Origin of the sequence: Apilactobacillus zhangqiuensis (genome assembly GCF_019656215.1) — a bacterium.
GTDB lineage: Bacteria > Bacillota > Bacilli > Lactobacillales > Lactobacillaceae > Apilactobacillus > Apilactobacillus zhangqiuensis.
Genome location: NZ_BPLK01000002.1, coordinates 68,433 through 95,430, shown reverse-complemented (window position 1 = coordinate 95,430; position 26,998 = coordinate 68,433). Strand labels below are relative to the sequence as shown.

Sequence of the window (26,998 nt, the reverse complement as noted above, 5' to 3'; positions counted from 1 at the left end):
ATGGAAAAGAAAAAGCAAACCACCACTATGGACGAAAAGCTAAACACCCTAAGAGCTGGAGTGTTAGGATCTAACGATGGAATCCTTACCGTCGTAGGTGTCTTGTTCTCAGTGGCCGTAGCAACACCAAACATCTTTACAATCTTCATCGCTGGCCTATCGGATTTACTTGCTTGTGCCTTTTCGATGGCATCAGGTGAATACGCATCAGTAAGTTCACAACGTGACGCTGAAAGCTCCTCCGTTGAAAAAGAACGCTACCTACTAAAGAATGACTTATCAGGTGAAAAAAAGATTGTCCAAGAATTCTACATGAGTCGTGGAATTACCGAAGACACCGCTAAGCAAATTGCTGATGAACTAATTGCAAAAAAGCCATTGGAAACAATGGTCAGCATCAAGTACAACATTGAATTAAACCACTACATGAATCCTTGGTCAGCAGCCTTCTCATCCCTATTTTCAGCCGCACTAGGTGGATTATTCCCACTTCTTGCAATGAGTCTAACCAGTGGCATTTACCGCTGGCCAGCCACCATTTTAGCCGTTATCGTCTCAGTTGGTCTTACTGGTTTTATGAGTGCCAAGCTGGGCGACGGTAAGGTCAAGGTCGCAGTCATCAGAAACATTATCATCGGAATTCTAACCATGATCATTCACTATGCCATGGGAAAATTAATGAACGAATTCTAAATAAAAAAAGCCTAAGCGTTATCGCTTAGGCTTTTTTGTTTACTTCAAATAGTTAATCGCAATTTGTTTATATAGACGTATGAATGAATAAAATGATTCTAAATCAACGTATTCATCAGTTTGATGCGCAGTGTCATTTCCGGGACCTAGGATGATGACATCAACATTTTCGTTTCTAGCCTTAAATTTAGAAGCATCAGTTCCCATTGATAAGGCCTTCAAGTCCAACTTACCGCCCAGTTCTTGAACACTGGCATCTTGAGCAGCTGAGACGATTTCTGAATCAGGATCGTTTTTGACTGGATAACCACTGAAGTTAACTTCAAGTTCTAGGTTATAACCATCCTTTTGATTAAATGAATCTACCAATTCTTGCAAATCAGCAATAATTTGGTCGTTATTTAATTGTGGAATGGTTCTAACCATGACCTTTTGATAAGCAAAATCAGGAATGGAGTTAACCTGCTTACCACCCTCAAAGATATCAGGTGTGTAAATGGTCTTGCCCAAAATATCGTCTACTCCTGTTTGTTTAGCAAAGTATTACTTTTCAGCTTGACGATAGTTAATTAAGTTATCGATCGCATCGATTCCTAATTCTGGAGTCGAACTGTGAGCTGCCTTTCCGACACTCTTAACGGTGTAGATAAGGGCTCCCTTGTGAGCATAGACGATGTAATGGTGGTTTTGATTGCTTTGTCTTTGTCCGGTTGGTTCACCAATCACAATTGCGTCGACATCGTCAACATCCCCTCGTTGCGATAGGAAGTTGGCCCCACCTTGGGTTAATTCTTCCGAGATGGTTGCTAAAAATCTTAGTTGACCGTTTAAGTCAGCGTGTTGTTCATGCAATTCGATTAGAGCAATCACTTGGGCTGCTAGACCAGACTTCATGTCTGTCACCCCACGACCAAAAATTTTGCCATCTTCGACGACCGGAATAAATGGATCGTGTTTCCAATCAGCCAAGTTATTTTCGTGAACGGTATCCTCATGACCAGCAAAGGCCAAAACCTTGTCAGAAGAACTACCAATGTGAGCAACTAGATTACTTCTATTATCAAATTGGTCCACAATTTCACTTGCGATCCCATGCTTTTTAAATAGTTGGCTTAAATAATCTGCGATGTCTCTTTCGTTGGCATCCACCGTATTAAAAGCCACTAGGTCCTTTAATACCTGTAATTGTTCTTCTTTTTCCATTATTATCTACCTTCTTATTTTGCGTTTTCGTGATCGGTTAATCTGGCTAAGATATCACCAATGATTTGAATGACGAATACCAAAATCAAAATCAAGATTAATGATACAAAGGTAACGTCGTTTTCATATCTTTGGTAACCAACCATGACGGCCAAGTTACCAAGTCCACCACCGGCAACGGTACCAGCCATTGCAGTTAAACTGATCAAACTAATTAATGTTACCACGGATGAACGGATAATTTTAGGTAATCCTTCCTTTAGATATACTCTAAAGACGATTCCCCATGTTGATGAACCCATGGCTTGGGCTGATTCAACGATTCCACTATCCACATCTAGAAGGGCATTTTGCACTTGTCTAGCGTAGAAAGGAATTACAGCGATTACCAATGGAACGATACAAGCGGTTGTACCGATGGCAGTTCCAACGATAATTCTGGTAAATGGAGCAATCACAGCTAATAGGATAATGAAGGGAATCGCACGGAAGAAGTTCACAATCTTATCTAAGACTGTGTAGAAAGGAATGTTTTCACTGATTCCTTCAGGTCCAGTTAAGACTAGTAAAACACCGATAAATAAACCGATTATCCCACCAATTAGCGCTGTTACGAATGTCATGTACAATGTTTCGATTGTGGCTTGTTCAAAGTCCGGAATCATTGTCATAACATTTGGTAAATAGTGTGTTAAAAATGAACTCATCTGCTATCCCTCCTTACTATTTCTGATTTTTTCTTGATCCAAATTGATGTTGGTTAAATGAACATCTTTTGAAGCAAGGTATTGTTTAATTTCTTTGATAGTTGATTCTTCAGCATCGATTTCGATAATCAAGTTACCTAATGGAACATTAGAAATGAATTCAATGTTTCCGTAAACGATGTTGGCAACTGCACCAAATTTTTGGTACAGATCAACGATGATTGGTGTTTCAGTAGAAGCACCGATGTAATGCAATCTAAATAGTTGTTGGTTACGTGATAATTCAACAAAGCGTTCTTGAGAACTTAATGTTTCGACAGCTTCCTTAACGTTGTTGGTGGTGTCGATAAAGTCTTTGGTTAGTTGTGTCTTAGGGTTACTGAAAACCTCTAAGATACTTCCCTTTTCGACAACCTTACCAGTATCCATCACCGCTACCTTGTTACATAGTGATTTCACTACATCCATTTCATGGGTAATTAAGACGATAGTTACGCCTAATTGCTTGTTAATCTTCTTTAGTAATTGCAAGATTGCTTGCGTGGTCTTTGGATCCAACGCACTGGTTGCTTCATCACTAATTAGGATTTGTGGATTATTTGCCAAAGCCCTGGCAATTGCCACTCTTTGTTTTTGACCACCAGATAGTTGAGCTGGGTAGAACTTTTCCTTCCCGTTTAAGCCCACTAAATTAATCAAATGTTGAACACGTTTCTTGCGTTCTTCATTTGTAGTCTTAGTCCCAACCATTGGGTATAGGATGTTGTCTTCAATTGTTCTGGCGTTCATTAAGTTAAAGTGTTGGAAAATAAATCCAATGTTTTTTCTTAATTGACGAATTTGCGCATGACTGAATTTATCAATATCTTTGTTATCGATAATTACCTTACCATCACTTGGTTTTTGCAAGTGGTTAATTACTCGTACTAGAGTACTTTTACCAGCACCTGAATAACCAACGATACCGTAAGCATCACCTTTTTCAATCTGCAGTGTTACATCTTGTACTGCTTTTGAAACTTGGTGTTTTTGCTTAAAGGTGACATCAATGTGCTCTAGACTAATTTGTGCCATAATTTCACCTCTACCTCTATTTTGTTTCTAAACATTACTTGTTGAAGTTGATGTCCCATGCAGGAATGTTTTCACCCTTGTAAAGTTTCTTTAGAAGATCCTTAGTAGCTTGAGTTTGGTAAGCCTTTACAACCTTCTTGTAGTACTTGTTGTTAGCATCACTCTTGTTAGCTGAGATGATGTTGATGTATGGGATTGTTGCCTTGTTAGTTGGTTCCTTGAATAGGATGTCCTTTGAGCTTAGGTTTGAATCTAAGGCAAAGTTACCATTAACAACAGCAGAGTCTTCATCAGATAAAGCTCTTGGAGTTTGTGCAGCATCTAGAGGAACAATCTTTAGGTGCTTCTTGTTTTCAGTAATGTCACTTGGAGTTGGTAGTGCAGTGTTCTTTAGCTTAATTAGGCCAGCACTAGCAAGTAGTTTTAATCCACGAGCTTCGTTAGTAACGTCGTTAGCAACTGCAACTGAAGCACCATCTTTTAGATCCTTTAAGCTTGAAACCTTCTTGGAGTATAGAGTTAGTGGTGAGAAGATTGTCTTACCAATAGCTACAATCTTAGTGTGGTGAGCTGTGTTCCAGTTGTCTTGGAATGCATAGTTTTGGAATGCGTTAATGTCTACTTCTTTGTTAGTTAAAGCGTTGTTTGGTTGTGAGTAATCAGTGAATTGAACTAGTTGTAGATCAACGCCTTCTTTTTTAACACGTTGTTGAACGGCTTTCCAAACACGTGTGTCTCCACCCATGATACCAATCTTAACAACGTGTCCTGAACTCTTACCACAACTTGCCAATAGAGTTAGTGGTAAAACCAATAATAATGTAAATGCCAATAATAATTTCTTGTAATTCTTCTTCATAAAAATGACCTCCTAAAAAATATATGTACCGGATTTTTTAACTTAGCCAACAAAAAAACTCCGCTCCTAGATTAAATAATCTAGAAACGGAGTTCCGTGGTACCATTCTAATTCAGTGAAAGCTTGCACTTCCACCCTCAATAACGTCTATATAAACGCGTGCAATTAATAATGGTTGCCACCCCATCATCGCTTAATTATCAGCGATGCCAAATTACAGGCCATATTCATTATCTTCTGATTCATTCACTTTCAGCAAACGTGAACTCTCTGCGCAATCATTGGATAATTACTCTCCTGATCATCTTGTTTAGTTCGTATCGGTTAAGTTGTTTTATATACTACACCCATTTTCTAATATTGCAACACATTTTTATCATCATTTTTTAATTTAATATTTTTTAATAAATAAAAAAGAGCCGAACGTCGACTCTTTCAGCATTTTATAGCAATCTTACATTCTGAGAAAACATTAATTCAATGATTAAAATCAACACATCAACGGCTACAAAGAACCCGATGAATGCGAAAAATGTAAGACGAATTGCTTGAAGACGTTTATTTAAAACATCCCCGGTAAATTCACCATGCTTCTTTTCTAGGCTAGGTAATTTTAGACCTAAGAAGATGTAGATAGCTTCTAAAATGAATAGCACAATGATCAAGTAGTTATTGGCCATTTCCGGGAAGATGATACTTAAGACAAACGCCGTAGCAACAATTGCTAGAATTACATATTGTCCAGTTACCACGTTTAACTTCTTTTCACCAGATTTAAATGCTTCAATTTGCTTCTTGTCTCCACCAAATGAATCAAGTGTCTTTTGGTTGATGGTCTTATTCAACTTGTGAATCTTTGGTAGTGTTTCGTAGGCACCGAATAGTAATAGTGCAATTACAACAAAAAATAAAATTAAATAAATAACAGTATCCATTATCAGTCCTGCTTTCCTTATGTAATGACTTTATTATGTCATTTTTTATTTAATAAAAAAAGCTGAATGTCCCCATTACAGTCTTTCTTAATACTATCTTAAATATTTATCAAACCATTCATAAATATCGGATAATCGTTTGATTCTTAGATTTGGTAATCCGTTTCTAGAGAATCCATGGAATGATTGTGGATAACGAATGTAGTCCACCGGTGTCCCCGTTTGTTTAATCGCTGTGAATAATGCTTCACTTTGATTAACTGGACAACGCATATCGAATTCTCCGTGTTGAATTCTGGTAGGTGTCTTCACGTTGTGGGCGTACTTCAATGGTGAACAGTTCCAATAGTATTCCAATCCGCCTTCATCGTATAAATCCTTGCCAAGTTCTTTTCTAATGAAACGAACCCCAATGTCGGAAGTTCCATATAATGAGTGCCAATCAGATACCGGACGTTGCACAATCGCAGCGTTGAAACGGTCGGTGTGACCGATAGCCCAACTGGACATGAACCCACCGTATGATCCACCGGCGATAAATGTGTTTTGTTCATCTAAATCGGCGAATTGACTCAATGCTGCATCCAGACCGGATTGAACATCGGCAAAGTCTTCCTTACCATATCTTCCGATGACACCAGTTTCGAATTCTTGACCATAGCTAGTAGAACCTCGTGGATTGACATAGACCACGGCATAGCCGCGACTAGCTAATACTTGGAATTCATGGAAGAAAGTTTCACCATAGTTAGCTTGTGGCCCACCATGGACGTATAAAATCACTGGTAAGTGATTAGAACTGCCGGTATACTTCAATACCCATCCTTCAACAGTGGTCTTATCGTCTTTGGATGGAGTTTGAAATGGTGTTACATCTGCATAGTCGTGTTGAGCTGAGAAGTTAGCATTAGGATCAAACTTCACGTCTAATTGTTGGTCGACCAATTGCACTAACTGACTAGGTGTTGTTGGTGTTGAAAGACTGAAGTAGACTTCGCCGTCAATTGCTGTTAAATCAACGACATGACAGTGACCTTCAAACAATTTCGTAATGTCGTGACCATTGTATTCAAAGACAACGCTGTGACCATGAGTAACCCCACTAAAGACAAAATTAGTATCTGACATCCATACTAGGTGGTTACCCTCGTTTTGGATAAAATCAGCGGTAATTGAGCCAAACACTTCACCTTTGAAGTCTTTAGTAATACCAACTAATTTATCGGAGTCCAAATCATAAATATATAACTCATTTACTGTCGCATTAGGATACTTAGCGTCGTTTCCGACAGTCGCAATCTTTTTACCGTCTGGGGAATAACTAGCATAGCTAAATTCACCCTTGGCGATACTTGCGGTTACTTGTTCTTCGGTATCCTTGGTCAAATCAACATCGTAGACCGCTCTAGTCTCATCCGATTCAGTTTCCAATGTTGGATTCGTTGGTTTAATGACTAGCAAACGATTTTGTTTGGCATTAGCATCTTGCAAACTCAAATCATACTTGGAAGTGTAAACGACATTTTGTTGATTCATCTTAATGTTATATCGGTAAATGGTATTGGTTGCTTGATCATCGACCCATCCAATGCCGTCATGACGATTATCAAAGCGGTGTATTCTTCTAGTTTCTGGGAACTTGGCAGTTTCAAACTTAGCTGAAATCTTGCTGTCAGAAGCTTGGTAGAATACGGTTTGACCGTCTTTTCCACTAACCAACTTAGCAATCTTAGCATCCCTTGTAAGTTGTTCGGCACTACCACCTGATAGTGGCATTCTCATCAAGTCTCCATTATGTAGATAGACTAGATAATCACCAACTTGGGTGGGATTAGTATTTTTGCCACCATCGGTCCACTTTTTAACTTCGTTTTTGTTGTTAATGCTGATAATATCAGCGAAATAGGTATTTTCCTGCTTATCGACACGATTTAAAACAGCAAAAATATTTCCACTAATAGCAGTAACTTGCGTAATGGATTTTAATTTAAATAGGTCATTTGATTCTATTTTTTTATTCATTAACAACGCCTCTTTTCGATTTAAGTCTAGTATTAATTTTTATCGGCATAAATGCAATAAAAAAGTCCTAACTAAGTTAGGACTTTTTTTGTTTTTTTAAATTGTTCCGTAATCACAAATGAAGTAATTGGAATCGTAATGATGACACCGATTAGTGAGAACAATATGATGACGAACTCAGCATCAAATACCTTGTCATTTAAGATATCCCCTAATGAATAGGATAAGCCGTGGAACCAGACAAATAGCGACAATGATCCCCCAAACAGCCCGAAGAATAAGGTGTTTAAAGTGGTTCCGATAATTTGTTTTCCTACATAAATTCCATCGAAGAATAATCGATCTGGTTTGATGTCTGGATGTTGTTCCTTGATTTCATCTAATCCAGATGCAATCGCCATAGTAGCTTCAGCAATCGCACCTAAGGTACTTAGAATGGCTGTTGAGATGGCGATATCAATGAAACTAATGCCGATTGGCAATGATAGACCTTCCAAGTCATCACTATCTTCTAGTCCGAACCCTTGGACTTGAGCCCAATGTTCAACCGGAATAATTAACAATACCAATGCTAGTAATACCAACACAGAGGCGATGAAAGCTAAACGACTGGTTTCATCGTTAGTTCCACTCAAGAAGATGGTTAACGCCAATAGTATTACCCCAGAAATCAATGTGACGACGATTGGTGGGAAATGAAATGCCATCAGGACAATTGCGAAGAACAGGAATCCGAAATTAAGCACTAAACTTAAGAATGATTGGAATCCCTGCTTACCACCTACTAATACCATTAAGACGAATAGGACTAAACCTAAAGCAATAATCGCACTCATTATTTACGCCTCTTTTCTGCAAAAAAACTAGTTAATCCACTGGCTACAGGAACTGCCAAGACAATTCCAATTCCACTGATTAGACTTTGCACCATTCCCAATGACATGTTCATTGAAAATGAGTAACCCCAGCTATTACCGTTCTTTAGGAATAGTAATGTCATCGACAAAGTTTCCCCCATGAAGATGAAGAATAAAACATTAATTAGTGGTCCCATGATGGACTTACCAATGTTTCGACCAGATAAGAATAATTGCTTTCTTGAAACGTCTGGACGTTCCATTTTCAACGCGAATAATGATGAAATAATGTCGGTTGATTCATCCATTACGGCCCCTAATGAACCAATAATGGTTTCCGCCAAGAATAACGGGCGTGGTGGCTGAGTGACATATTGCATCGATTCGTAGAAAATCCCCTTTTCATGAGTGAATCGAAATACAATAAGACTGATTAGAATCGACAAAAAGGTACAAGCGACTGTCGATCCAAGTGTGACAAACATTTGGCGATTCCAACCAATCACTAACCAAAGGGTGATTGCGGAAAATAATACCGCTAAAATGGAGAAAATCCATAGGACGTTTGATCCATTGTTAAAACCATCGAAGTAGATGGCGACCATAAATAAGATGGTGTTAATGATGATACTTCCAATGGCTGTAATTCCCGCCATCTTAAGGAAGATAAACATCAAGGCAATTGCTAAATAAATTAAGAAGATGACTGGCGTATCTCGCTTAGCATCCTTAATCGTGCTTTCGCCTTGCCCGTGTAAGACAACAAATGCTTTTTGACCAACCTTATACTTCTTGTCCATCGCCTTTGAATCCGTATATGTATTGTTTAATGTGATGTGTTCACCCTTATGTTTTCCGTTGGTGATAACCCCACTTAGTTTTTGTACATAACTATAGTCAACATTTTGAAAAGTATCGACTTCCTTAGTCTTGCTAAGTTCTTCTACTTTTTGAATTTGCATAATTGGTTGAGTGTATAAAAAGTCATCATGACTGACAAAAATCATCAAAATTACACCAATCAATGCAAAAATCCCCACCATTTTGATGGGAAATTTTTTCAATAAATTACCCAAAATAATTCCTTCTTAATTTTTATATTTTAAACTCAAAAAATCCATTTTAAGCCATTTTAACACACTTTAATTAAATAAATCTTAAATGGCTCAATCATGCAAGCTTATGCCGTTTAAAACCGGCAAATCGGCATTTTGCGAGTGTAAGTTATTTGACACATAACATTTTTCTTTGTAATAATGGTACCTATGCTTTAATTAAACTACAATTTTAAGGAGGAAGATCATGACCAAAAAAGTTGAAGTTAAACATCTAACCAAGATTTTCGGTCGTCATGTTGGTCGTGCTAAAGAAATGATCAACGAAGGAAAATCCAAAGATGAAATTTTAGCTAAAACTAACAGCGTTGTTGGTGTTCACGATGCCAACTTCGATGTTAACGAAAATGAAATCTTTGTTATCATGGGACTTTCCGGTAGTGGTAAGTCTACTTTAATTAGAATGTTAAACCGTTTATACGAACCAACTGATGGTGAAATTCTACTAGACGGGGAAAGCATTACTAAATTCGATAAGAAAGAATTACGTGAATTTAGACGTAAGAAAATGAGTATGGTATTCCAAAACTTTGCTCTATTCCCTAACAGAACCATTATCGAAAACACCGCTTACGGTTTAGAAATCCAAGGAGTCGATAAGGAAACTAGACATCAAAAAGCACATGAATGTCTAGAACTAGTTGGCTTACACGGATACGATGATAGATACCCTAACGAATTATCTGGTGGACAACAACAACGTGTCGGATTAGCTCGTGGTTTAGCTAATGACCCAGAAATTCTATTGATGGATGAAGCATTCTCAGCATTGGATCCACTTAACAGAAAAGAAATGCAAGACGAATTGCTAGATCTTCAATCACACTTGAAGAAGACTATCATCTTTATCTCACATGATTTAAACGAATCACTACGTATTGGTGACCGTATTATGATTATGCGTGATGGTGAAATTGTTCAAATCGGTTCACCAGAAGACATCTTACAACACCCTAAGAATGAATACGTTGAAAAATTCATCGAAGGCGTGGACAGAACTAAGATTCTTACTGCTAGCCGTGTAATGATTAGACCTGATGTTATCAACATTGAAAAAGATGGTCCAAGAACTGCTCTAAGATTAATGAAAGATAACCACAACTCAAGTGTTTACGTTGTTGATTCAGAACATCACTTCAAGGGATTAATTGATGCTAAGGATGTCATCAAACAAATCGAAGATGACAAACGTGACCTAGAATCAATTCTTAAAACTGACGTTCCAACAACAACACCTGATACACCTATTAAGTCACTATTAAACGACATTTCCAAAACTTCAGTACCTTTCGCGGTATTGGATGACAATGATCGACTACTAGGAATTATCATTAGAAGTTCCGTATTAGGCGCAATTTCTGGAAACGAGGTGCAAAATAATGGCTAATCTATTTTCTTTAACTATGCAACCAATTCCATTTGCGGACTGGGTTAACAATTTCGTTAACTGGCTAACCCAATTCGTTGGTTTCTTCAACGGTATCACTGATTTTATTGGTGCTATCGTTAACTCATTCCAATGGGTATTTGATTTACTACCCGTTTGGTTATTCATCGTCTTAGTTCTAGGTATTACTTACTGGGCTTTACATGACAGTAAGCACTGGGGACTTATGGTCTTTGAATTAATCGGTCTTGTATTAATTTACAACCAAGGTTACTGGAGAGATATGACTCAAACATTAACACTAGTTCTTACCTCTAGTTTAATCATCGTTGTTATCGGTATTCCTTTAGGAATCTGGATGGCAAAGAGTCACACTGTTAAGGTAATCGTTAAACCAATTCTAGACTTTATGCAAACAATGCCTGCGTTCGTTTACCTAATCCCTGCCGTTGCTTTATTCGGTATCGGAATGGTACCCGGGGTAATTGCTTCTGTTATCTTCTCACTACCTCCAGTAGTTAGAATGACTAACCTAGGAATTGAACAAGTTCCTACTGATTTAATTGAAGCTGCCGACTCTTTTGGTTCAACTGGTTGGCAAAAACTAATCAAGGTTGAACTACCAATCGCTAAGAACACATTAATGTCTGGTGTTAACCAAGGTATGATGCTTGCTCTATCAATGGTAGTTATCGCTTCAATGATTGGTGCCGTTGGTCTTGGTTCAGAAGTTTACTTCGCCGTAGGTAGAAACAACGCCGGTTCTGGTTTCACTGCTGGTTTTGCAATCGTAATCCTAGCAATCATTCTAGACCGTGTTACTCAAGCCTTTAACAAGAACAAAAAACACTAATTAGGAGGATTTAAATGAGAAAGAAAACTAGATATGTTTTAGCAACATTAACCATGTTTCTTATGGCAACAGTTCTAACTGCTTGTAGTAGTTTAACTTCTCCATATAATCCTCATAAGAAGTTAGGCCCTCAAATCAACTACACCATCACTGGTATCGATGCTGGGGCCGGTATTATGGCTTCTACACAAAATGCGTTAAAGGAATATCCTTTAGCACAAAACAAGTGGCAACTACAAACTAGTTCAACTGCTGCAATGACTTCTACATTAGCTAAAGCAATTAAGTACAAACAACCAATTGTTGTTACTGGATGGCAACCACACTGGATGTTCAAGAAGTTCCCTCTTAAGTTCCTAAAGGATCCTAAGAATGTTTACGGTTCTTCAGAACAAATCCATACAATTGCTAGAAAGGGTCTAGCCAAGGATAATCCTGGTGCTTACAAGATTCTAAAGCAATTCCACTGGACTCCAGCTCAAATGTCAGACGTTATGCTACAAACCAATGCTGGTGTTGATCCTAAGGTCGCTGCTGATAACTTCATCAAGAAGAACCCTAAGTTATACCAAGAATGGACTAAGGGTGCTGCTCGAGGCAATGGTAAAGCAGTTAAGTTAACTTACGTTGCTTGGGATTCAGAAATCGCATCAACTAATGTGATGGCTGAAGTTCTAAACAAGATGGGTTACAAGACAACTATCCAAGCACTAGAAATGCAACCAATGTGGGCATCAATCGCAACTAACGCTGCCGATGCTTCACTATCAGCTTGGTTACCTAACACTGCCGGTTTATACTTGAAACAATACAAGGATAAAATCGACGATGTTGGTCCAAACTTGAATGGTGCTAAGGTTGGATTGGCTGTTCCAAAATACATGAAGAACATCAACTCAATCGAAGATTTAATCAATAAATAACAATAAAGAAAAGCTATTCTATTAACTTTAGAATAGCTTTTTTATATACTAGAGTTATAGTGAAAAAATAAAAGAAAATGAGGTGTCAACATGACTAACGACAAGATTAACGAATCTCTAATCAAAGACGACTTCTATCAAGCCGTTAACGGTGAATGGGTTAAGAATGCTACTATCCCATCTGACCACTCTTCAACCGGTGGTTTTATGGACTTAGTCGATAACATCGACAAAACTCTAATGAATGACTTTGACGCCCTACTTGATGGATCAATGCAACCATCAAATGACGATATGCAAGAATTCAAGAAGTTATACGATTTAGCAATGGACTTTGATAAGCGTGAACAAGATGGTGCCAAACCACTTAATGCCACCCTTCAAAGAATTGAAGATGTTAAATCATTCGATGACTTAAACCAACAACTATCTGATTGGACCCTATCGGGACTTCCACTTCCATTTGGTTTTGGAATCGAAGCTGATATGAAGAACGCTAAATACAATGCTTTGTATGCCAGTGGTGCTTCAACCTTCCTACCAGATAAGATATACTATGATAAACAAAATCCTGCTGGTGCTAAACTAATGCCTGTCTTTCGCGACATGGTACAAAAACTATTAGCAATGGTCGGATATGACGATGAACAAGCTAAAAACATTGTTGATGCCGCCGAAGAATTCGATCGTACAATTGCGCCGCGCGTTAAATCAGCTGAAGAAAATGCCGACTTTACCAAGATGTACAATCCAATGAGCTACGGCGACCTAGCTAGTCAAATTGACAAGTTCGACATGGATGAATACGTTAAGGGATTAATCGGCCAAGTTCCAGATCAAGTCATCGTGACTGAACCAGACTACTTCAAGGCCTTCAATGAAATCGTCAACGACGATACCTTCTACAAGATGAAGAACTGGATGATTGTGAAGGTCGTTAAGGGTTCAGCTGGTCTATTGTCAGAAGAATTCCGCCAAATCGGTGGTACCTTCTCACGTACTCTTTCAGGAAAGAAAGAAGCTACTAAGCCTAAAAAAGCTGCTTACTATCTAGCATCTGGTTTATTCGACCAAGTTGTAGGTGACTACTACGGTCGAAAGTACTTCGGTGAAAAGGCCAAACGAGATGTTCACGACATGGTTGTGAAGATGATTAACGTTTACGAAAAACGTCTATCACAAAACGACTGGTTGAGTGAAGACACTAAGAAGATGGCTATCACTAAGCTAAACGCTTTGGCTATCCACGTTGGTTACCCTGATGAAATCAACCCACTTTACCATCAATTCAAAGTCGTTGGTAAAGAAGATGGTGGTGACTTGTACACCAACGTTGAAAACATCGACAAGATTATCACCAAGGATAAGTTCAGCAAATGGAACCAACCCGTTGATAAGAGTATCTGGGATATGAGTGCTAACACAGTTAACGCTTACTACTCACCTCTAGAAAACGTGATTGTCTTCCCTGCTGCCATTTTACAAGCTCCTTTCTACAGCCTAGAACAATCATCAAGTCAAAACTTCGGTGGTATCGGTGCCGTTATCGCCCATGAAATCTCTCATGCGTTTGATAACAACGGTTGTCAATTCGACCAATATGGTAACCTAAACAACTGGTGGACCGAAGATGATCACAAGCACTTCGATGCATTAGCCGAAAACATGATTAAGGAATTTGATGGTTTGGACTTTGCCGGACAAAAGGTTAACGGTAAATTAACAGTTTCCGAAAATATTGCCGATGCCGGTGGTTTAAGCTGTGCCCTAGAAGCTGCCAAGGGCGAAGCAGACGTGAACCTACGTGACTTCTTCATCAACTGGGCAACTATCTGGCGTACCAAATCAACGGAACAATACAAGCAATTACTTCTATCAATCGATGTACACGCGCCTACCGAACTAAGAGCACAAGTTCAAGTGAAGAACCTAGAAGACTTCTATAAGACCTTCGACGTTCAACCCGGTGACGGAATGTACTTACCTGAAGATAAACGAGTAAATATTTGGTAATAAAAAAAGACCTGACAAAATGTCAGGCCTTTTTATTTTGATTTATTTTTTTGTGTTTTTAAGCATTAATGCCATTGCTAAACCGAATAATTCAATCACAAAGAATGTAATGAAGACGACATGGAAACCACCCATTTGGGCGATTGCATGGCTCATTCCTTTAGCAATGTTGTTATTCATCACGTTAGATAAAATCAAGGTTGCAACCAATACCCCGGTTGATCCTAATATTTGTCTAAATGTTGAGATAACCGCAGTACCATCTGAAATTAAATCATTTGGTAATGAGTTAGCACCCATTGTAACAGCTGGCATCATGACAAAGGCGTTTCCACCTTCGATGATTGCTGCAATGATCATCATTGGGACTAGACCAAGTGTGGCACCGGTGATGCTCAATACCAACCATCCGGCTAGAATCATAAACATCCCTGTTAACATGGTTGATTTAAAGCCAATCTTATCTGCTAACTTACCAGTTAATGGGTTTAATAAACTCAACACGATGGCACCAGGAGCTAATGCCAGACCAGAAACGGTCTTGCTGACCCCTAATACATCTTGGTAGTAAAGTGGGAAAATGATTGTAACAACAATCAAAGCAATGTATGAAGCACCAGTCAAACCAACTGATAAATCATAGTTAAAGTCCTTCAATACTCTCAATTGTAGTAGTGGTTGATCCATCTTGAATTGACGAATTGCAAACATCGCAACCATTAAAATACTTACAATTAGAATAATAATGGCTTCTGTCAAATCAATGTTGGTCTTACCAATCATATTAACCACGTACAAAATACCAATTAATCCAACTGATAGGATTACTGATGGGAAGTCTAAGTGACTTTCCTTTTGTGGCATCACATTCTTGATTGCGAATAATGAAATTACAAATAACACTGAAATGATTACAGCAAAGACGATGAATAATCCACGCCATGCTGAGAAGTGCAATACAATTGCTGAAAGAATTGGACCACAGGCTAGCGCTGATCCCATGATTAGGCCAGCGAATCCCATGGTAGTTCCCCTCTTTTCTTCAGGGGTAATGTATAACAATACTGATTGATATGATGGGAATAAGATACCCACCGCGATTGCTTCCATTGCACGTCCTAACATCATCACTGGGAAGTTAGGAGCAATTACCACAATCAAAGTTCCAATATCAAAGATTGCTAAAATCAATAAAAATAATTGCTTAAACTTAACATTGTTAAGTAGCCATGGACTTACCGGCATCATGACACACATGATTAACATAAAACCGGTAGTTAACCATTGGACAGTCGAAGCATCAATTCCAAATGAGCTCATTAAGGTAGGATAGGCTGTTGAAATTGATGATTGGCTCATCGACATTGTAAAACTACCTAAGAGCAATACAATGACGAACAAAAAACGATTGTATGGCTTACCACTTAAATCGTAATTCTTCAAAACCTTCATCTCCTAATTTAGAATGATTATAAATTAATACTTTTTCTATTTTATCGATTTAGGTTTAATAAGTAAACTATTTTGCTTTGCTTAATTTTCATCAAATAAGAATCTTGCGATAATGTGATCAACAAAGATGTTGTGGTGTAAACGACTGTGTTGACCATTAACTCCGTTAACCGGAATTTCTTCGTAATCCTTAACACGTTTTCCAATTAAGTATTTCAATGATCTAGCTGAAGCGACTGAAACAACTCCATCAGATTCTTGTTTGCTATTATCATTTCCATATATGTTCAAAACAGAAACGTCTTTAGGGAATGTCTTACAATCATTTAAAAGCAATTGATATGATGGGAACCACCTGTTAGCTTGTGAATAAATCATAGGTTTACCTTGTGAATCAACATAATTATCATAACCCATGCTACTTAACTTGATAATTCCATCGTATGGTCCGGCGATTGAAACAAATTTTTGTAGTTTTGGCATTTCTTCATCACTGTTATATCTAGCAGCTGTATCCAGAATGGTAACGGCTCCGGTAGAGTGACCAACTGCATTGTAGTACTTAAATCCGTAGTGGTCTTTTAGTTTCAATAGAATTGCATGTAACCAACTCACTTGTTGATCTACTGGTGTGAATTTTTTCTTAAAAATCACTTGAATAATTGGCTTTCTGGTATTTAGTTTAAGATTTCCCTTATACTTTATCTTCCCTCGTTTATTGACCAGGATAATTAAAGAACGGTTACCTCCATCACGAGAAGCAATTGTTGCCAAGTGATCAGTTGACTTACTAGAACCTCCTAACCCATGGACATACAATGTTGGAGTGTTTTGACCACCTCTATAAGAATCTGACATTAATGTGTTATCACTTCTAATTGCAAAGAAAATTGCGAAAAAGGCAACAATCAAAGTCAAAATAATCAAAATAATATTGGTCTTAGCTGTTTTACTCAAGATGATTCCCCTCTCTTTTACTCTACTCTCTATCATACTAGAAAATAAGAAAATTTACATCCATAATTATATGCATTAATTAGCCAAATTCATTAATTTGTAGTAGATTATAGGTATAAACTAAATATGAACGAACAAAGGAGAATTTATTTTGATTACACTTAAATCACCACGAGAAATCGAAATGATGGCCAAATCTGGTGAAGTCTTAGCTGGCGTTCACCTTGGCTTACGTGACATGATCAAACCAGGTCTAGATACTTGGGAAATCGAAGAATTTGCTGACAAGTACATTACTGAACACGGTGCTAAGGCATCGGAAAAAGGGTTCGAAGGCTACAAGTTCGCTACCTGTGTTTCAGTTAACGACGAAGTTGCTCACGGAATTCCACGTAAAGGTCTAAAGCTTAAGGATGGTGACATTGTTAAGGTTGATATGACCGTTAACAAAGATGGTTTCGAAAGTGATTCTTGCTGGACTTATGCAGTTGGAAACATTTCAGAAGAAGACCAAAAATTAATGGACGTATGTAAGGAAGCCCTATACCGTGGTATCGATCAAGCAGTTGTCGGCAATCGTTTAGGTGATATTGGTTTTGCTTGCCAAGACTTCATTGAAAACCAAAACCACATGGGTGACGTTCGTGAACTAATCGGTCACGGAATTCAACCTACCATGCACGAACAACCAAACGTTCCTGCTTACGGTGAACCTGGTAAGGGTCTTCGTCTAAAGGAAGGTATGACTATTACCATCGAACCAATGGTTAACCTTGGAACTTGGGAAATCACTGACAGATACGATGCTAAGGACGACTGGACTTACTACGTATCATCAGATGGTACTAACTCAGCTCAATACGAACACACAATTGCCATTACTAAGGATGGTCCAAAGATTCTAACCTCTCAAGGCGATGAAATCGACGAAAAATACAAACTATAAACAATAAAAAAATCCTCGTAAGATAATTTTTACGAGGATTTTTTTATTTTAATTTAATTAATCCAAGCCGTTAACGCAATGTTCAGGCTTTTCACCCTTCAATACTTGGTTAACTTCACTACTTGCCATATTAGAAATCTTAGTAAATGATTCTACTGAGAATCCTGAGTTATGTGGTGTCATAAAGACGTTTGGTAGTTTTCTTAATTCACTATCCATAGGAAGTGGTTCTTTTTCGAACACATCTAGACCTGCACCGGCGATTTCACCAGACTTCAAGGCTTCAATCATGTCTTGTTCGTTAATTACCGCACCTCTGGCAAAGTTCACGATGAATGCTGAGTTCTTCATCATCTTGAATGTTTCTTTATTAACTGAACCGATGGTTCCCTTCACTGCTGGTAGATGTAGTGAAACGAAATCAGAGCGTTTGAATAATTCATCCCATTCGACAAATTCACCATATTCTGATGTTTTTGGACTTCTGTTCCAGATTAATGTATTCACACCGAAACCTGAAAGCATCTTGGCAGCTTGTTGACCAATGTTTCCATAACCAACAATCCCAATTGTCTTACCTTTGATATCGTGTGATGGGTGATGGAATGCATATGAGTCATCACCTTCGTGCATTTTTTGAGAAACTGCGTATAGATTCTTAGATAAAATTAAGATATCGGTAACGGCACATTCAGCAACCGCAACTTCATTTCCACCAGGTGTATTAGTAACGTAGATACCACATTCCTTACAGTGGTTTAAATCGACATTATCGTATCCCACACCAAAACGCGCAATCACCTTTAGATTAGGCATTTGGTCGATAGTATCATTGCTCAATGGAGTAGCATTAAGCACCATTCCATCAGCATCTTTGTGTTGAAGTAGAGAGTCTGCGTATTGATCTTCTAATTCCACTACTTCAAAGCCATAATTCCAAAGTGGTTCGCTTAAATAATGAGCAAATTCTTTGGGAATAATTACTTTTTTAGCCATATTCTCTTCAACTCCTAATTTTTTATAACATATAAATACTATCACAAAAAAAGCCACTTCATGGATTTTTTATATCCATTAGTGGCTTTTAGCGACTTTAATGTCTATTAATTGTGTTTTTTGGCCATAAGATTAGCTTACCCTTGATGGCACTCTTTCGTTCAACAGTAACTGGTTTCTTCCCACGACGTGGCGTCCATCTTGGATTTCTAATTACGGTAGGATCATTTTTAATCATCTTAAAGACTGACATAATGATCAAGATGCAGACGAACATCAATGGGAATCCAGCTAAGGTACAGAACGTTTGAACTGTCTCAAATCCCCCAACGACAACTAAACTGAATGAGAATAGGATGAATACAACTACCCAGGTCATTCTGTTAACACGGCTAGGTTCTTTACCAGGACCAAGTGGCAAACTGGTAAATGAAGAAAGCACGAATGCTGACGATGAAATCGTGGTTGCCAAGAAGATGAAACATGAAATAAAGTAAAATGCAAACATGACATACTTCATAGGTAAGGTTCCAAGTACCGCTGAGATAACGGCAGCTTGACCTTGCGTATTTAAAATACGCGTTAAATTCAATGCACCGGTCTTTTGTAGCCATAATGAATAACCACCAAAGACGGCATAAAAACTCATACATCCCAATGCACCATAGGTAAGCATTCCCACGACGATTTGTCTGATTGTGCGTCCCTTGGAAATCTTAGCAATGAATAGTCCCATGAATGGCATGTATGATAACCACCAACCCCAATAGAAAATGGTTTCTTGTTGGGCGATTCCAGGACGACCGTTTGGAACGGTATTCATACTCATTGGAATGAATTTTTGAATTAATAATCCGACACTGTTTGTTTCTGAATTTAGAATGTATACGGTTGGACCAACTAGCAAGACGATTGCTAGGAAAATAATGGCGGTCCAGATATGGGCATTACTTAATTTATCAATCCCACCATTTAGTCCCTTAAAGACCGTTAGTGCAAAGATAATGAATAATACCAAGAATAGTCCTAGTTTCATATTTAGATTATCAGGAATTCCGGTTAAGGAACTTAGGACCTTAGAAATGATTGGAATTTCCAATCCTACGGAGGCTCCTACCCCTCCCATGATTCCAAATACTACTAGTAGGTTGACGATTTTTCTGGCAATGTTTTGCCAAAGTTTTTCACCATCTAAGATGGTAATCGCATCACTTAGAGATTGAATTTTGCGTTTCTTGTTATACATCATATAACCAATAGCAATCGTGGGTGCCGCAAACATCAACCAAGCCATTGGACCCCAATCGTATTGACCATACATGTGAGCTAAGTTGTAAGCAGTCACTGAGTATGGTTTAACAGATCCTTCTGGATGTTGAACATATCTCAATGGGTCCACCATGCTAAGCATTAAAATACTTGCATCGATGGCAGTCGCAAAGACCATTGAACCCCATTGGAAGTTCTTGTACACCGGCTTATCCGTTGGTTCACCCATACGAATATTGCCATACTTTGATAACATCAAATATACAAAAAACAAGAAATTGATGATGTAAATCCACATGTAACCCCAACCCATATTACTGGTTACCCAGTTCAATACGGTGTTTAGAAGTCCTTGAAGTGAAGAACCACCAATTATCAAAAATACTGAAACCCCTAAAAATAATACGACAGTAGGAATAAAGACGAGCTTGTCGATATTTTTACTTTTAAAAATAATAATCCTCCTCTGAGATTAAACACAAAAAGCTGCACAAATAAGTGATTCGTATATAACGAATGACCATCTGCACAGCTTTTCTACGGTTATACAAATTAAATTCGAATTATTTTTGCATTTCAATTATATTATACACAAATAACAATTTATGTAAAATGTGGTCGTACAGGCGTTTGAAAAGCATTTTTTTAATTCCTATTTTACAGTTTTAATAACACGAGCTGGGTTACCAACAATCACCACATTGTCACCAAATGATTTGGTAACAACTGATCCGGCACCAACAACAACATTTTCACCTAATGTAACACCAGGTAATACTGTCACATGTCCTCCTAGCCAGCAATTATCTCCGATTGTAATTGATTTACCCATTTCAACATCGGCTTTTCTTTGGTCCGGATCTAATGGATGCACCGGTGTGTACAATCCAACATCTGGACCAAAGTAACAATGATCTCCAATTGTAATTGGGCATGTGTCCAACAATGTTAAGTGGTAATTAGCGTAAAAATCGTCTCCGACATGGATGTTGTATCCGTAGTCGAATTCGACGCCAGTTTCAATCCATAGATTCTTACCACTGTCGCCAAATAATTTGGCTAGTCGTTGGTTTTGTTCTTTATTGTCTGAGAGTGAATTAATGGCGCTTAACTCTTTACGAACAAAAGTACGTCTTTGTTGTAACTCTTCGTCGTATTGTTCGTAGGGTTCTCCTGCCGTCATTTTTTCACGTTCTGTTTTCATATTTTGCCAGCTTTCATAACTTATTCAATATTATTGTATCATATGAAATTAATTATCAAAGAACCCCAAATCACGAAGGCTCTTTTCGATGTCTGATACCGATTTATCCTTGTCGATGTATTCCTTTGCCGTTTCAGTTTTTCTTGGTTGTGGTTTTTCTTCCGATACCTTTGGTTCAGGCTGCTTAATCAAAGTTGGATCAATCTTTTGGACTTCATCATCTAACAATTTTTGAATCAAAGAAGTTTGCTTAGCACCATTATCAAAATTAGCATTAGTAAACTTAATGTGTTCAAACGAATCCAAAACATTCGCTAATTGTTTAATTTCTTCAACATTGGTAATGACTTCGCCATTAAATCCCTTCCAACCATGATTTTTCGCATAAGCTAGCTTTCCATCATTTATAGTTTGAGAAACGTACAATGAAGATGTGATGACCTCAACTGTTTTTTGGTTCAAGTCCATTTCGATTAACTTCTTTAAACCATTGATAACAGAAATCAATTGCATTTTAGAATTACTGATTCCTAGCATTCCACCACTATCACTTGTCATTTCATCATCGAAGTCGATACAGTATGCCCAAATCGATGGTCCATTTTTTGCGACGTATTGGTTCAAACCAGAAGCATTAATATGCTTGCCATGTGCATACAACTTAATGATTTCTTCGACCTTTTTTTCAGGTGTTTTTGGTTGTTCAAATGAAGAGTGAACAGTCGTCTTGTTTGAATGATTTAATTTCATATCATCCATTGTGTCGTTCAAAAGTTTATCAACAAAATTGTTTCCAGCATTTTCAGCATGACCCTTAGTCCATTTAAAGTTTAAGTGCTTAAATTGACCTAGTAGTGCGGATAATTGCACAAATTCATTCTTGTTTTTAATGACTGATCCATCGCTTTTCTTCCATCCTCGACGACGCCATGAGTTTAGCCATCCCTTGGTAATCGAATCCAAGACGTATTTAGAGTCCAATATAGCGTCGATAGACTCGTTTTGCCATCCCTGGTCAATGATATATCTCAAAGCATTAACTAGCCCTAAGACTTCCATTTTGTTGTTCGTAGCTCCAAACTCACCGGCTGAGGCATAATGTTTCTTTCCATTGCGGATAATTAGGTACGCCCAAGCTGCCTTATCATCATCTTTAACGTGTTGACCTAGCTTGTTTCCGTGGTTACGCGAACCACCATCACTGTACAATCTAATTGATCCACTCTTAGCCATCTTGGTAGCCGGTTTCTTTGCTGATTTAGCTAATCCCATGTACTCTCTAGCTTCACTTTGCGTCTTAAAACTTTTATATTCGGCACCGGCGAATCCATTCACTTGAGCTTTGCATTCGTCCCAGGTGCCATAGATACCGGGCTTTTTTCCTTTTCTTACTGCATAAAATTTACTAGCCATCTTTATCTCCTTTTATGTACAAAAAAAGACCCAGAAAATCTGAGTCCAAAAGATTATTTAGCAGGCTTTGACTTCAAGAATTTTTGTAAGTCAGCAACTTCTTTTTGTTTCTTGTTACGCTTGTTGTTGTTGATTGGACGACGTCCTTGAACACCATTTGGATGACAAATTCTCACTAGAGACACCCCTTCCTGTTAACCATAAATTAATTAGTACCATTATAATATAAAGACGGTACCTAACGCAAATTAGAATTATTCACTCATTATTATATCGATATTGTTTACAATTTACAAGTTTGTGTTAAAATAACTTCAATTTAATAATAAGAGGTGGCAATTTATGACAAATGATTTTCCCCAAGTTTTAACCATTGCAGGTTCAGACAGTGATGGAAGTGCAGGAATGCAAGCCGATTTACATACTTTCTTTATGCACCATACATACGGAGCTTCCGTAATTACAGCGTGTGTTGCAGGTAACTCATTTGGTATTCATGACAGTGTCTCTATGCCAGTTTCATTCATCAACCAAGAATTCAAAGACTTAGCTGATGACTTTAAGATTTTAGCATCAAAAACAGGAATGTTAGCCGATGCTGAACTTATTCGTACCGTAGTTGAAAACTACAAGAAATACGATTTTGGTCCATTAGTTGTTGATCCAGTTATCATGACTAAACACGGCGCTATGTTATTAGAACAAGCTGCTTACGACACTTTGAAGGAAGAATTAATTCCTTTAGCCACAGTCTTGACCCCTAATTTCTATGAAGCTCAAAAGTTAGCTGACATGGAAATTAATTCAGACGAAGACACCAAGGTTGCCGCCAAAAAGCTTCGCGAATTAGGTGCTAAAAACGTTATTATTAAAGGTAAACACGTCGCTGGTGAAACCGACGTTGTTAAGGATTACGTTCTATTAGAATCTGGAGAAAACTTCTGGATTGAAGGACCTTACTATCATACAGAACATAAGAATGGTACTGGTGACTCTCTATCAGCAGCCATTACTTCTGAAATTGCTAAAGGCACTTCCATCGCCGATGCTATCAGAATTGCTGACGACTATGTCGACAAGGCAATCAAAAACGAAATTTCAGTTGCTCACAAATTTGGTCCAATTAATCACTGGGCTCAATAATAAAAAAGACTCGCATCCGCGGGTCTTTTTTATTACCATTTATCAGGACTCCACATTCTACCGTCCAATTCGTCTTGGGCTTGTTGGAGTCTTTTTTGTTGTTCTTGATTAATATCCTTAATTCCATCTAGGAAGGATAACAATTTAAAACTGGTTTCGTATTTTTTCATTTCTTCAATTTGTTGATTCAACCATTCATTTTGACTAGCCACTATTCATCATCCTCCTTCTTGATTAGATCAATTTCCCACTTTAATTCATCTAATTGATCATAGTTAGATTGAAGGTAGTCGATTAAGATATCCATTTGTGCCTTTTTATCATCATCTAGGGATTCCTTTAAAACACGAAGTTGTTCGATGTACCACTTTTGCATGCTAGTGAAACTATCGAAGTTATCATTGGTTAGATAACTTCGGTAATCAATCAATAACTTTTGTTTTTGGACATCAGTCATGTATGCGAATTGTGAAATCACAAATGGTTTCAAGAATTTCATTTGTCCTCTTTGTGCAATCGCTTGATAAGGTTTCAATAATTCTGAAATGCTAAAACCTTCTCTACCGCCGACTTGGTAGTCTTTGATTGGATCACCTAATGTGGTAATAATCCCCATTTCTTTTCCCTCCAACTTACCTTCCTGTTCAAAGGCGATAAATTTCTTGGTAAAAACATCGTCTTCATATTTTTTCATCAATGCGGGCGCACTATACCAATACATAGGAAATTGAAATAGTATGCGATCATATTGAGTTAGTCTGTCTTGTTCTTGTTCTTTATCAAAACTAAAATTATTTTGAATTTTATCCAATACGACCCAATCAACATTTTCAATGTCAGATTGGCATTGTTTTAAGAATGCTTCGGTCATTGAATTATCATATTCAGGATGTGATACTAACACCAAAGTTTTCATATTCGTTCCCTCGTTTCTTTAATAACACCATTCTAAATGATTTAGAAGCAAATTTACACTATAAAGAATTTACGTATATTTAACATTAAAAAATTATAATCGTTCGTGTATTTTAAAATTATTTTTTAAAAATTTTTTCGTTGCTTTTTAAGAATTAGCGCCCTTTATATGACGATAAACGCCTTTGTATCAACGGTTTGTACTAGTCGTCTATTATTAAAAATAAATAAAAATATTATTCTTATATTAGTTGACATCACCCCCTATTTCGGGTATATTATTACCAATGTGTTACATAGTTTCGATTGTTAAGGTTACTTGTTTTATAGTTTTATGAAATGACCCCTTGATTCAGGCTTTTGATACATTAAGATTTTATAACGCACGATATGTGCAAGGAGGTTTCATATTATGAAACAAGGTACTGTTAAATGGTTCAACGCTGATAAAGGTTACGGTTTTATCACTACTGAAGACGGTGACGTATTCGTTCACTTCTCAGCTATCAACAAAGAAGGTTTCAAGACTCTAGAAGAAGGCGAAAAGGTTACATTGGACGTTGAAGACGGCGACCGTGGACCACAAGCTGCTAACGTTACTCCTGCATAAGGATAACCTCTTAGTTAACTTTTAGTTTAAAAAGAGATCAAAAAAACACCCGAGATTATCTTGGGTGTTTTTTTATTGCCTAAAAATAAAAAACTCCCAATCGCATACGATTAGAAGTTTAGTTAATTTTGAAATGCATGTACTTGGAAACGAAGATAACCAATGATTGTATTGGTTCTTTCATGCCATCTTCGGTCCAAGTAATAATAATTTCTGTTAATCCTCCAGCAATCAATGAAACTAACATCTTAGAAGATTCTTCACGGGTTTCCAAGACATTTTCATCGATTAAGTCTGAAATATAGTATTTTAGTCGTTCTAATAAAATCATGGATAAATCATTTTTCATAATCATTTCCATCATATCTTGATCTTCCTTCACTAATTCAAAGAAGATAGTAGCGATATCAGTTAGATTATGTGACTGACTTGATGCTAAACGTTGGATAAACGTGGTAAATGAGCTATCAAATCTGTAAATAATGATATCTTTTTTATTATGAAAGTTTCGATAATACGTCATTCGTGAAACATCAGCTTGTGCACAGATATCTTTCACATTAATTTCATCAAATGGCGTTGTCTTAAGTAGTTCGAACATTCCATTAACAATTTTATTCTTTGTTGCAAATTTATCTCTCATAAACTTTTGCCTCACTTCAATATATTTATGAATATATACGAAATTGGGTTTAAATGCAAGTTAAGTCGCCCTACTTCCCTATTGTTAAATTTCGGAAACATAATTTTTAACAAATGTGAACATAAGAATTATAATGTAATTGAGCTTTAAAAATAAGGAGGAAATTTATTATGGCAATGACTGCTGAACAAAAAGTAAATGATAGAGAAAGAGTATTGGACACACCAATGAACAAGGAATTCGATTGGTCAGAAGATACTACACCTGTTCGTGACGCTTTATGGAATCACTACATGGAAGAAGATGGCAAGGACACCATGGCTACTGAAGCTAAGATGCACCCTTACCTAGACATGTCTAATGACGAAGTAGCAGCAAACGCTGAAAAGATTCTAAAGAAGTAAGCATTTGCTATTAAATTCGACGCTTAACAAAGCTCAACTTACTTATTAATAAGCTCAACTGGTTATAACAACGCCATAAAAAAGACTTGATACTAATCAAGTCTTTTTTTTGCTTGCTCTAATTGTTCATCGCTTAGGACTTCACTGGTAAATCTTTGTAACGGCGTGTATTCATGACGATCCTTGAACTTAACTGGTTCATAGTCTACAACAGCTACTAACATGTTGTTTTCGGTTAAGAACAATTGACCGATGCCCTTGAATTTACCCTTAGTATGCTTCCCGGTTCTCCAGTCATGAAGCTTAAATTCACCTTTATCGTCTTTCTTGATTATGTATTGGCCAGACTGATCTTCATCAACCACAACACCAATATATCTGTTTACTTCGTATTTACCCTTCATA

27 protein-coding genes, 2 pseudogenes and 1 other annotated feature are annotated in these 26,998 nt (G+C 37.5%); of the genes and pseudogenes, 9 read left to right on the top strand and 20 right to left on the bottom strand.

Translation table 11 applies throughout. From position 1 onward, the window contains the following. Nucleotides 1-693 carry a VIT1/CCC1 transporter family protein gene (locus tag K5Q07_RS01690; protein WP_251067614.1) on the top strand — a complete coding sequence of 231 codons (693 nt, stop codon included), beginning with the start codon at nucleotides 1-3 and terminating at the stop codon, nucleotides 691-693. Nucleotides 694-732: 39 nt separating this feature from the next. Here the strand turns inward: K5Q07_RS01690 and K5Q07_RS01685 are convergent. The 9 genes and pseudogenes from K5Q07_RS01685 to K5Q07_RS01645 all read right to left on the bottom strand — a co-directional run. Further along, a pseudogene (locus tag K5Q07_RS01685) lies at nucleotides 733-1,209 on the bottom strand (M20/M25/M40 family metallo-hydrolase); the annotation flags it as partial. 27 nt (nucleotides 1,210-1,236) lie between these two features. Continuing rightward, nucleotides 1,237-1,896, bottom strand: a complete 660-nt coding sequence (locus K5Q07_RS01680) for a M20/M25/M40 family metallo-hydrolase (protein ID WP_220729304.1) — start codon at nucleotides 1,894-1,896, stop codon at nucleotides 1,237-1,239. A gap of 14 nt (nucleotides 1,897-1,910) precedes the next feature. Next, nucleotides 1,911-2,603 carry a methionine ABC transporter permease gene (locus tag K5Q07_RS01675; protein WP_034532587.1) on the bottom strand — a complete coding sequence of 231 codons (693 nt, stop codon included), beginning with the start codon at nucleotides 2,601-2,603 and terminating at the stop codon, nucleotides 1,911-1,913. A gap of 3 nt (nucleotides 2,604-2,606) precedes the next feature. Next, nucleotides 2,607-3,677, bottom strand: a complete 1,071-nt coding sequence (locus tag K5Q07_RS01670; RefSeq protein WP_155443803.1) for a methionine ABC transporter ATP-binding protein — start codon at nucleotides 3,675-3,677, stop codon at nucleotides 2,607-2,609. A gap of 34 nt (nucleotides 3,678-3,711) precedes the next feature. Next, a complete protein-coding gene (locus K5Q07_RS01665; RefSeq protein WP_220729303.1) occupies nucleotides 3,712-4,536 on the bottom strand; it encodes a MetQ/NlpA family ABC transporter substrate-binding protein in 825 nt (274 codons plus the stop codon). 79 nt (nucleotides 4,537-4,615) lie between these two features. Then, nucleotides 4,616-4,850, bottom strand: a binding site (T-box leader). A 129-nt stretch (nucleotides 4,851-4,979) separates the two neighbouring features. Then, the gene (locus tag K5Q07_RS01660; RefSeq protein ID WP_220729302.1) at nucleotides 4,980-5,471 is read right to left on the bottom strand and encodes a hypothetical protein; all 492 of its coding nucleotides are present in this window, start codon (nucleotides 5,469-5,471) and stop codon (nucleotides 4,980-4,982) included. A 93-nt stretch (nucleotides 5,472-5,564) separates the two neighbouring features. Continuing rightward, nucleotides 5,565-7,493 (bottom strand): S9 family peptidase, encoded by a 1,929-nt coding sequence (locus K5Q07_RS01655; RefSeq protein ID WP_220729301.1) that lies wholly within the window; start codon nucleotides 7,491-7,493, stop codon nucleotides 5,565-5,567. 71 nt (nucleotides 7,494-7,564) lie between these two features. Further along, on the bottom strand, nucleotides 7,565-8,329 hold the full coding sequence (locus K5Q07_RS01650) for a YibE/F family protein (protein WP_220729300.1): 765 nt from the start codon (nucleotides 8,327-8,329) through the stop codon (nucleotides 7,565-7,567). Then, the gene (locus tag K5Q07_RS01645; RefSeq protein ID WP_220729299.1) at nucleotides 8,329-9,393 is read right to left on the bottom strand and encodes a YibE/F family protein; all 1,065 of its coding nucleotides are present in this window, start codon (nucleotides 9,391-9,393) and stop codon (nucleotides 8,329-8,331) included. Before K5Q07_RS01645 ends, K5Q07_RS01650 begins: the two co-directional genes overlap by 1 nt. Before the next feature lie 259 nt (nucleotides 9,394-9,652). Between K5Q07_RS01645 and K5Q07_RS01640 the strand changes: the two genes are divergently transcribed. From K5Q07_RS01640 to K5Q07_RS01625, 4 genes are all read left to right on the top strand, one after another. After that, the gene (locus K5Q07_RS01640) at nucleotides 9,653-10,852 is read left to right on the top strand and encodes a quaternary amine ABC transporter ATP-binding protein (RefSeq protein ID WP_220729298.1); all 1,200 of its coding nucleotides are present in this window, start codon (nucleotides 9,653-9,655) and stop codon (nucleotides 10,850-10,852) included. Continuing rightward, entirely contained in the window at nucleotides 10,845-11,705 is an 861-nt protein-coding gene (locus K5Q07_RS01635) for an ABC transporter permease (protein ID WP_220729297.1), read from the top strand. Before K5Q07_RS01640 ends, K5Q07_RS01635 begins: the two co-directional genes overlap by 8 nt. Before the next feature lie 14 nt (nucleotides 11,706-11,719). Then, complete coding sequence (locus tag K5Q07_RS01630) at nucleotides 11,720-12,628, top strand: glycine betaine ABC transporter substrate-binding protein (RefSeq protein WP_220729296.1); 909 nt, start codon at nucleotides 11,720-11,722, stop codon at nucleotides 12,626-12,628. Between the two features lie 90 nt (nucleotides 12,629-12,718). Continuing rightward, complete coding sequence (locus tag K5Q07_RS01625; RefSeq protein WP_220729295.1) at nucleotides 12,719-14,641, top strand: M13 family metallopeptidase; 1,923 nt, start codon at nucleotides 12,719-12,721, stop codon at nucleotides 14,639-14,641. 42 nt (nucleotides 14,642-14,683) lie between these two features. On the opposite strand, the gene K5Q07_RS01620 is transcribed toward K5Q07_RS01625, so the two are convergent. Both K5Q07_RS01620 and K5Q07_RS01615 read right to left on the bottom strand, forming a co-directional pair. After that, nucleotides 14,684-16,093, bottom strand: a complete 1,410-nt coding sequence (locus K5Q07_RS01620) for an MFS transporter (protein WP_220729294.1) — start codon at nucleotides 16,091-16,093, stop codon at nucleotides 14,684-14,686. Nucleotides 16,094-16,174: 81 nt separating this feature from the next. Further along, entirely contained in the window at nucleotides 16,175-17,050 is an 876-nt protein-coding gene (locus K5Q07_RS01615) for an alpha/beta hydrolase (protein ID WP_220729293.1), read from the bottom strand. A 151-nt stretch (nucleotides 17,051-17,201) separates the two neighbouring features. Between K5Q07_RS01615 and map the strand changes: the two genes are divergently transcribed. After that, nucleotides 17,202-17,996: a type I methionyl aminopeptidase gene (gene map / locus K5Q07_RS01610; RefSeq protein WP_034532573.1), complete on the top strand. Its 795-nt coding sequence runs from the start codon at nucleotides 17,202-17,204 to the stop codon at nucleotides 17,994-17,996. 57 nt (nucleotides 17,997-18,053) lie between these two features. Here the strand turns inward: map and K5Q07_RS01605 are convergent, their stop codons facing one another. The 5 genes and pseudogenes from K5Q07_RS01605 to K5Q07_RS06840 all read right to left on the bottom strand — a co-directional run bounded on the left by K5Q07_RS01605 (nucleotide 18,054) and on the right by K5Q07_RS06840 (nucleotide 23,054). Next, nucleotides 18,054-18,992, bottom strand: a complete 939-nt coding sequence (locus K5Q07_RS01605; RefSeq protein ID WP_220729292.1) for a phosphoglycerate dehydrogenase — start codon at nucleotides 18,990-18,992, stop codon at nucleotides 18,054-18,056. Nucleotides 18,993-19,089: 97 nt separating this feature from the next. Beyond that, on the bottom strand, nucleotides 19,090-20,679 hold the full coding sequence (locus K5Q07_RS01600) for a BCCT family transporter (RefSeq protein WP_220729422.1): 1,590 nt from the start codon (nucleotides 20,677-20,679) through the stop codon (nucleotides 19,090-19,092). 234 nt (nucleotides 20,680-20,913) lie between these two features. Continuing rightward, nucleotides 20,914-21,465 carry a sugar O-acetyltransferase gene (locus K5Q07_RS01595; RefSeq protein ID WP_054606905.1) on the bottom strand — a complete coding sequence of 184 codons (552 nt, stop codon included), beginning with the start codon at nucleotides 21,463-21,465 and terminating at the stop codon, nucleotides 20,914-20,916. A 747-nt stretch (nucleotides 21,466-22,212) separates the two neighbouring features. Further along, a pseudogene (locus K5Q07_RS06815) lies at nucleotides 22,213-22,878 on the bottom strand (ribonuclease H family protein); the annotation flags it as partial. 53 nt (nucleotides 22,879-22,931) lie between these two features. Next, entirely contained in the window at nucleotides 22,932-23,054 is a 123-nt protein-coding gene (locus K5Q07_RS06840; RefSeq protein WP_257719910.1) for a hypothetical protein, read from the bottom strand. A gap of 166 nt (nucleotides 23,055-23,220) precedes the next feature. Between K5Q07_RS06840 and thiD the strand changes: the two genes are divergently transcribed. Then, complete coding sequence (gene thiD, locus K5Q07_RS01585; protein WP_220729290.1) at nucleotides 23,221-24,021, top strand: bifunctional hydroxymethylpyrimidine kinase/phosphomethylpyrimidine kinase; 801 nt, start codon at nucleotides 23,221-23,223, stop codon at nucleotides 24,019-24,021. Nucleotides 24,022-24,053: 32 nt separating this feature from the next. On the opposite strand, the gene K5Q07_RS01580 is transcribed toward thiD, so the two are convergent. Then, entirely contained in the window at nucleotides 24,054-24,233 is a 180-nt protein-coding gene (locus K5Q07_RS01580) for a hypothetical protein (protein ID WP_220729289.1), read from the bottom strand. Next, the gene (locus K5Q07_RS01575; protein WP_220729288.1) at nucleotides 24,233-24,937 is read right to left on the bottom strand and encodes an NAD(P)H-dependent oxidoreductase; all 705 of its coding nucleotides are present in this window, start codon (nucleotides 24,935-24,937) and stop codon (nucleotides 24,233-24,235) included. Before K5Q07_RS01575 ends, K5Q07_RS01580 begins: the two co-directional genes overlap by 1 nt. Before the next feature lie 411 nt (nucleotides 24,938-25,348). On the opposite strand from K5Q07_RS01575, the gene K5Q07_RS01570 reads away from it, so the two are divergent. Then, on the top strand, nucleotides 25,349-25,546 hold the full coding sequence (locus K5Q07_RS01570) for a cold-shock protein (RefSeq protein WP_034530568.1): 198 nt from the start codon (nucleotides 25,349-25,351) through the stop codon (nucleotides 25,544-25,546). 118 nt (nucleotides 25,547-25,664) lie between these two features. Here K5Q07_RS01570 and K5Q07_RS01565 read toward each other — a convergent pair whose 3' ends face one another. Then, the gene (locus K5Q07_RS01565; RefSeq protein ID WP_034530570.1) at nucleotides 25,665-26,189 is read right to left on the bottom strand and encodes a TetR/AcrR family transcriptional regulator; all 525 of its coding nucleotides are present in this window, start codon (nucleotides 26,187-26,189) and stop codon (nucleotides 25,665-25,667) included. Nucleotides 26,190-26,359: 170 nt separating this feature from the next. On the opposite strand from K5Q07_RS01565, the gene K5Q07_RS01560 reads away from it, so the two are divergent. After that, nucleotides 26,360-26,593, top strand: a complete 234-nt coding sequence (locus K5Q07_RS01560) for a P8 family protein (RefSeq protein ID WP_373301460.1) — start codon at nucleotides 26,360-26,362, stop codon at nucleotides 26,591-26,593. A gap of 92 nt (nucleotides 26,594-26,685) precedes the next feature. Here the strand turns inward: K5Q07_RS01560 and K5Q07_RS01555 are convergent, their stop codons facing one another. After that, the gene (locus K5Q07_RS01555; protein WP_220729287.1) at nucleotides 26,686-26,997 is read right to left on the bottom strand and encodes a DUF7671 family protein; all 312 of its coding nucleotides are present in this window, start codon (nucleotides 26,995-26,997) and stop codon (nucleotides 26,686-26,688) included. Between the last annotated feature and the right edge of the window lies 1 nt (nucleotide 26,998).

Coding starts and splice junctions, on each gene's coding strand:
- K5Q07_RS01690 (WP_251067614.1), top strand. CDS start 1: ATGGAAAAGAAAAAGCAAACCACCACTATGGACGAAAAGCTAAACACC.
- K5Q07_RS01680 (WP_220729304.1), bottom strand. CDS start 1,896: ATGGAAAAAGAAGAACAATTACAGGTATTAAAGGACCTAGTGGCTTTT.
- K5Q07_RS01675 (WP_034532587.1), bottom strand. CDS start 2,603: ATGAGTTCATTTTTAACACACTATTTACCAAATGTTATGACAATGATT.
- K5Q07_RS01670 (WP_155443803.1), bottom strand. CDS start 3,677: ATGGCACAAATTAGTCTAGAGCACATTGATGTCACCTTTAAGCAAAAA.
- K5Q07_RS01665 (WP_220729303.1), bottom strand. CDS start 4,536: ATGAAGAAGAATTACAAGAAATTATTATTGGCATTTACATTATTATTG.
- K5Q07_RS01660 (WP_220729302.1), bottom strand. CDS start 5,471: ATGGATACTGTTATTTATTTAATTTTATTTTTTGTTGTAATTGCACTA.
- K5Q07_RS01655 (WP_220729301.1), bottom strand. CDS start 7,493: ATGAATAAAAAAATAGAATCAAATGACCTATTTAAATTAAAATCCATT.
- K5Q07_RS01650 (WP_220729300.1), bottom strand. CDS start 8,329: ATGAGTGCGATTATTGCTTTAGGTTTAGTCCTATTCGTCTTAATGGTA.
- K5Q07_RS01645 (WP_220729299.1), bottom strand. CDS start 9,393: ATGGTGGGGATTTTTGCATTGATTGGTGTAATTTTGATGATTTTTGTC.
- K5Q07_RS01640 (WP_220729298.1), top strand. CDS start 9,653: ATGACCAAAAAAGTTGAAGTTAAACATCTAACCAAGATTTTCGGTCGT.
- K5Q07_RS01635 (WP_220729297.1), top strand. CDS start 10,845: ATGGCTAATCTATTTTCTTTAACTATGCAACCAATTCCATTTGCGGAC.
- K5Q07_RS01630 (WP_220729296.1), top strand. CDS start 11,720: ATGAGAAAGAAAACTAGATATGTTTTAGCAACATTAACCATGTTTCTT.
- K5Q07_RS01625 (WP_220729295.1), top strand. CDS start 12,719: ATGACTAACGACAAGATTAACGAATCTCTAATCAAAGACGACTTCTAT.
- K5Q07_RS01620 (WP_220729294.1), bottom strand. CDS start 16,093: ATGAAGGTTTTGAAGAATTACGATTTAAGTGGTAAGCCATACAATCGT.
- K5Q07_RS01605 (WP_220729292.1), bottom strand. CDS start 18,992: ATGGCTAAAAAAGTAATTATTCCCAAAGAATTTGCTCATTATTTAAGC.
- K5Q07_RS01595 (WP_054606905.1), bottom strand. CDS start 21,465: ATGAAAACAGAACGTGAAAAAATGACGGCAGGAGAACCCTACGAACAA.
- thiD (WP_220729290.1), top strand. CDS start 23,221: ATGACAAATGATTTTCCCCAAGTTTTAACCATTGCAGGTTCAGACAGT.
- K5Q07_RS01575 (WP_220729288.1), bottom strand. CDS start 24,937: ATGAAAACTTTGGTGTTAGTATCACATCCTGAATATGATAATTCAATG.
- K5Q07_RS01570 (WP_034530568.1), top strand. CDS start 25,349: ATGAAACAAGGTACTGTTAAATGGTTCAACGCTGATAAAGGTTACGGT.
- K5Q07_RS01565 (WP_034530570.1), bottom strand. CDS start 26,189: ATGAGAGATAAATTTGCAACAAAGAATAAAATTGTTAATGGAATGTTC.
- K5Q07_RS01560 (WP_373301460.1), top strand. CDS start 26,360: ATGGCAATGACTGCTGAACAAAAAGTAAATGATAGAGAAAGAGTATTG.
- K5Q07_RS01555 (WP_220729287.1), bottom strand. CDS start 26,997: ATGAAGGGTAAATACGAAGTAAACAGATATATTGGTGTTGTGGTTGAT.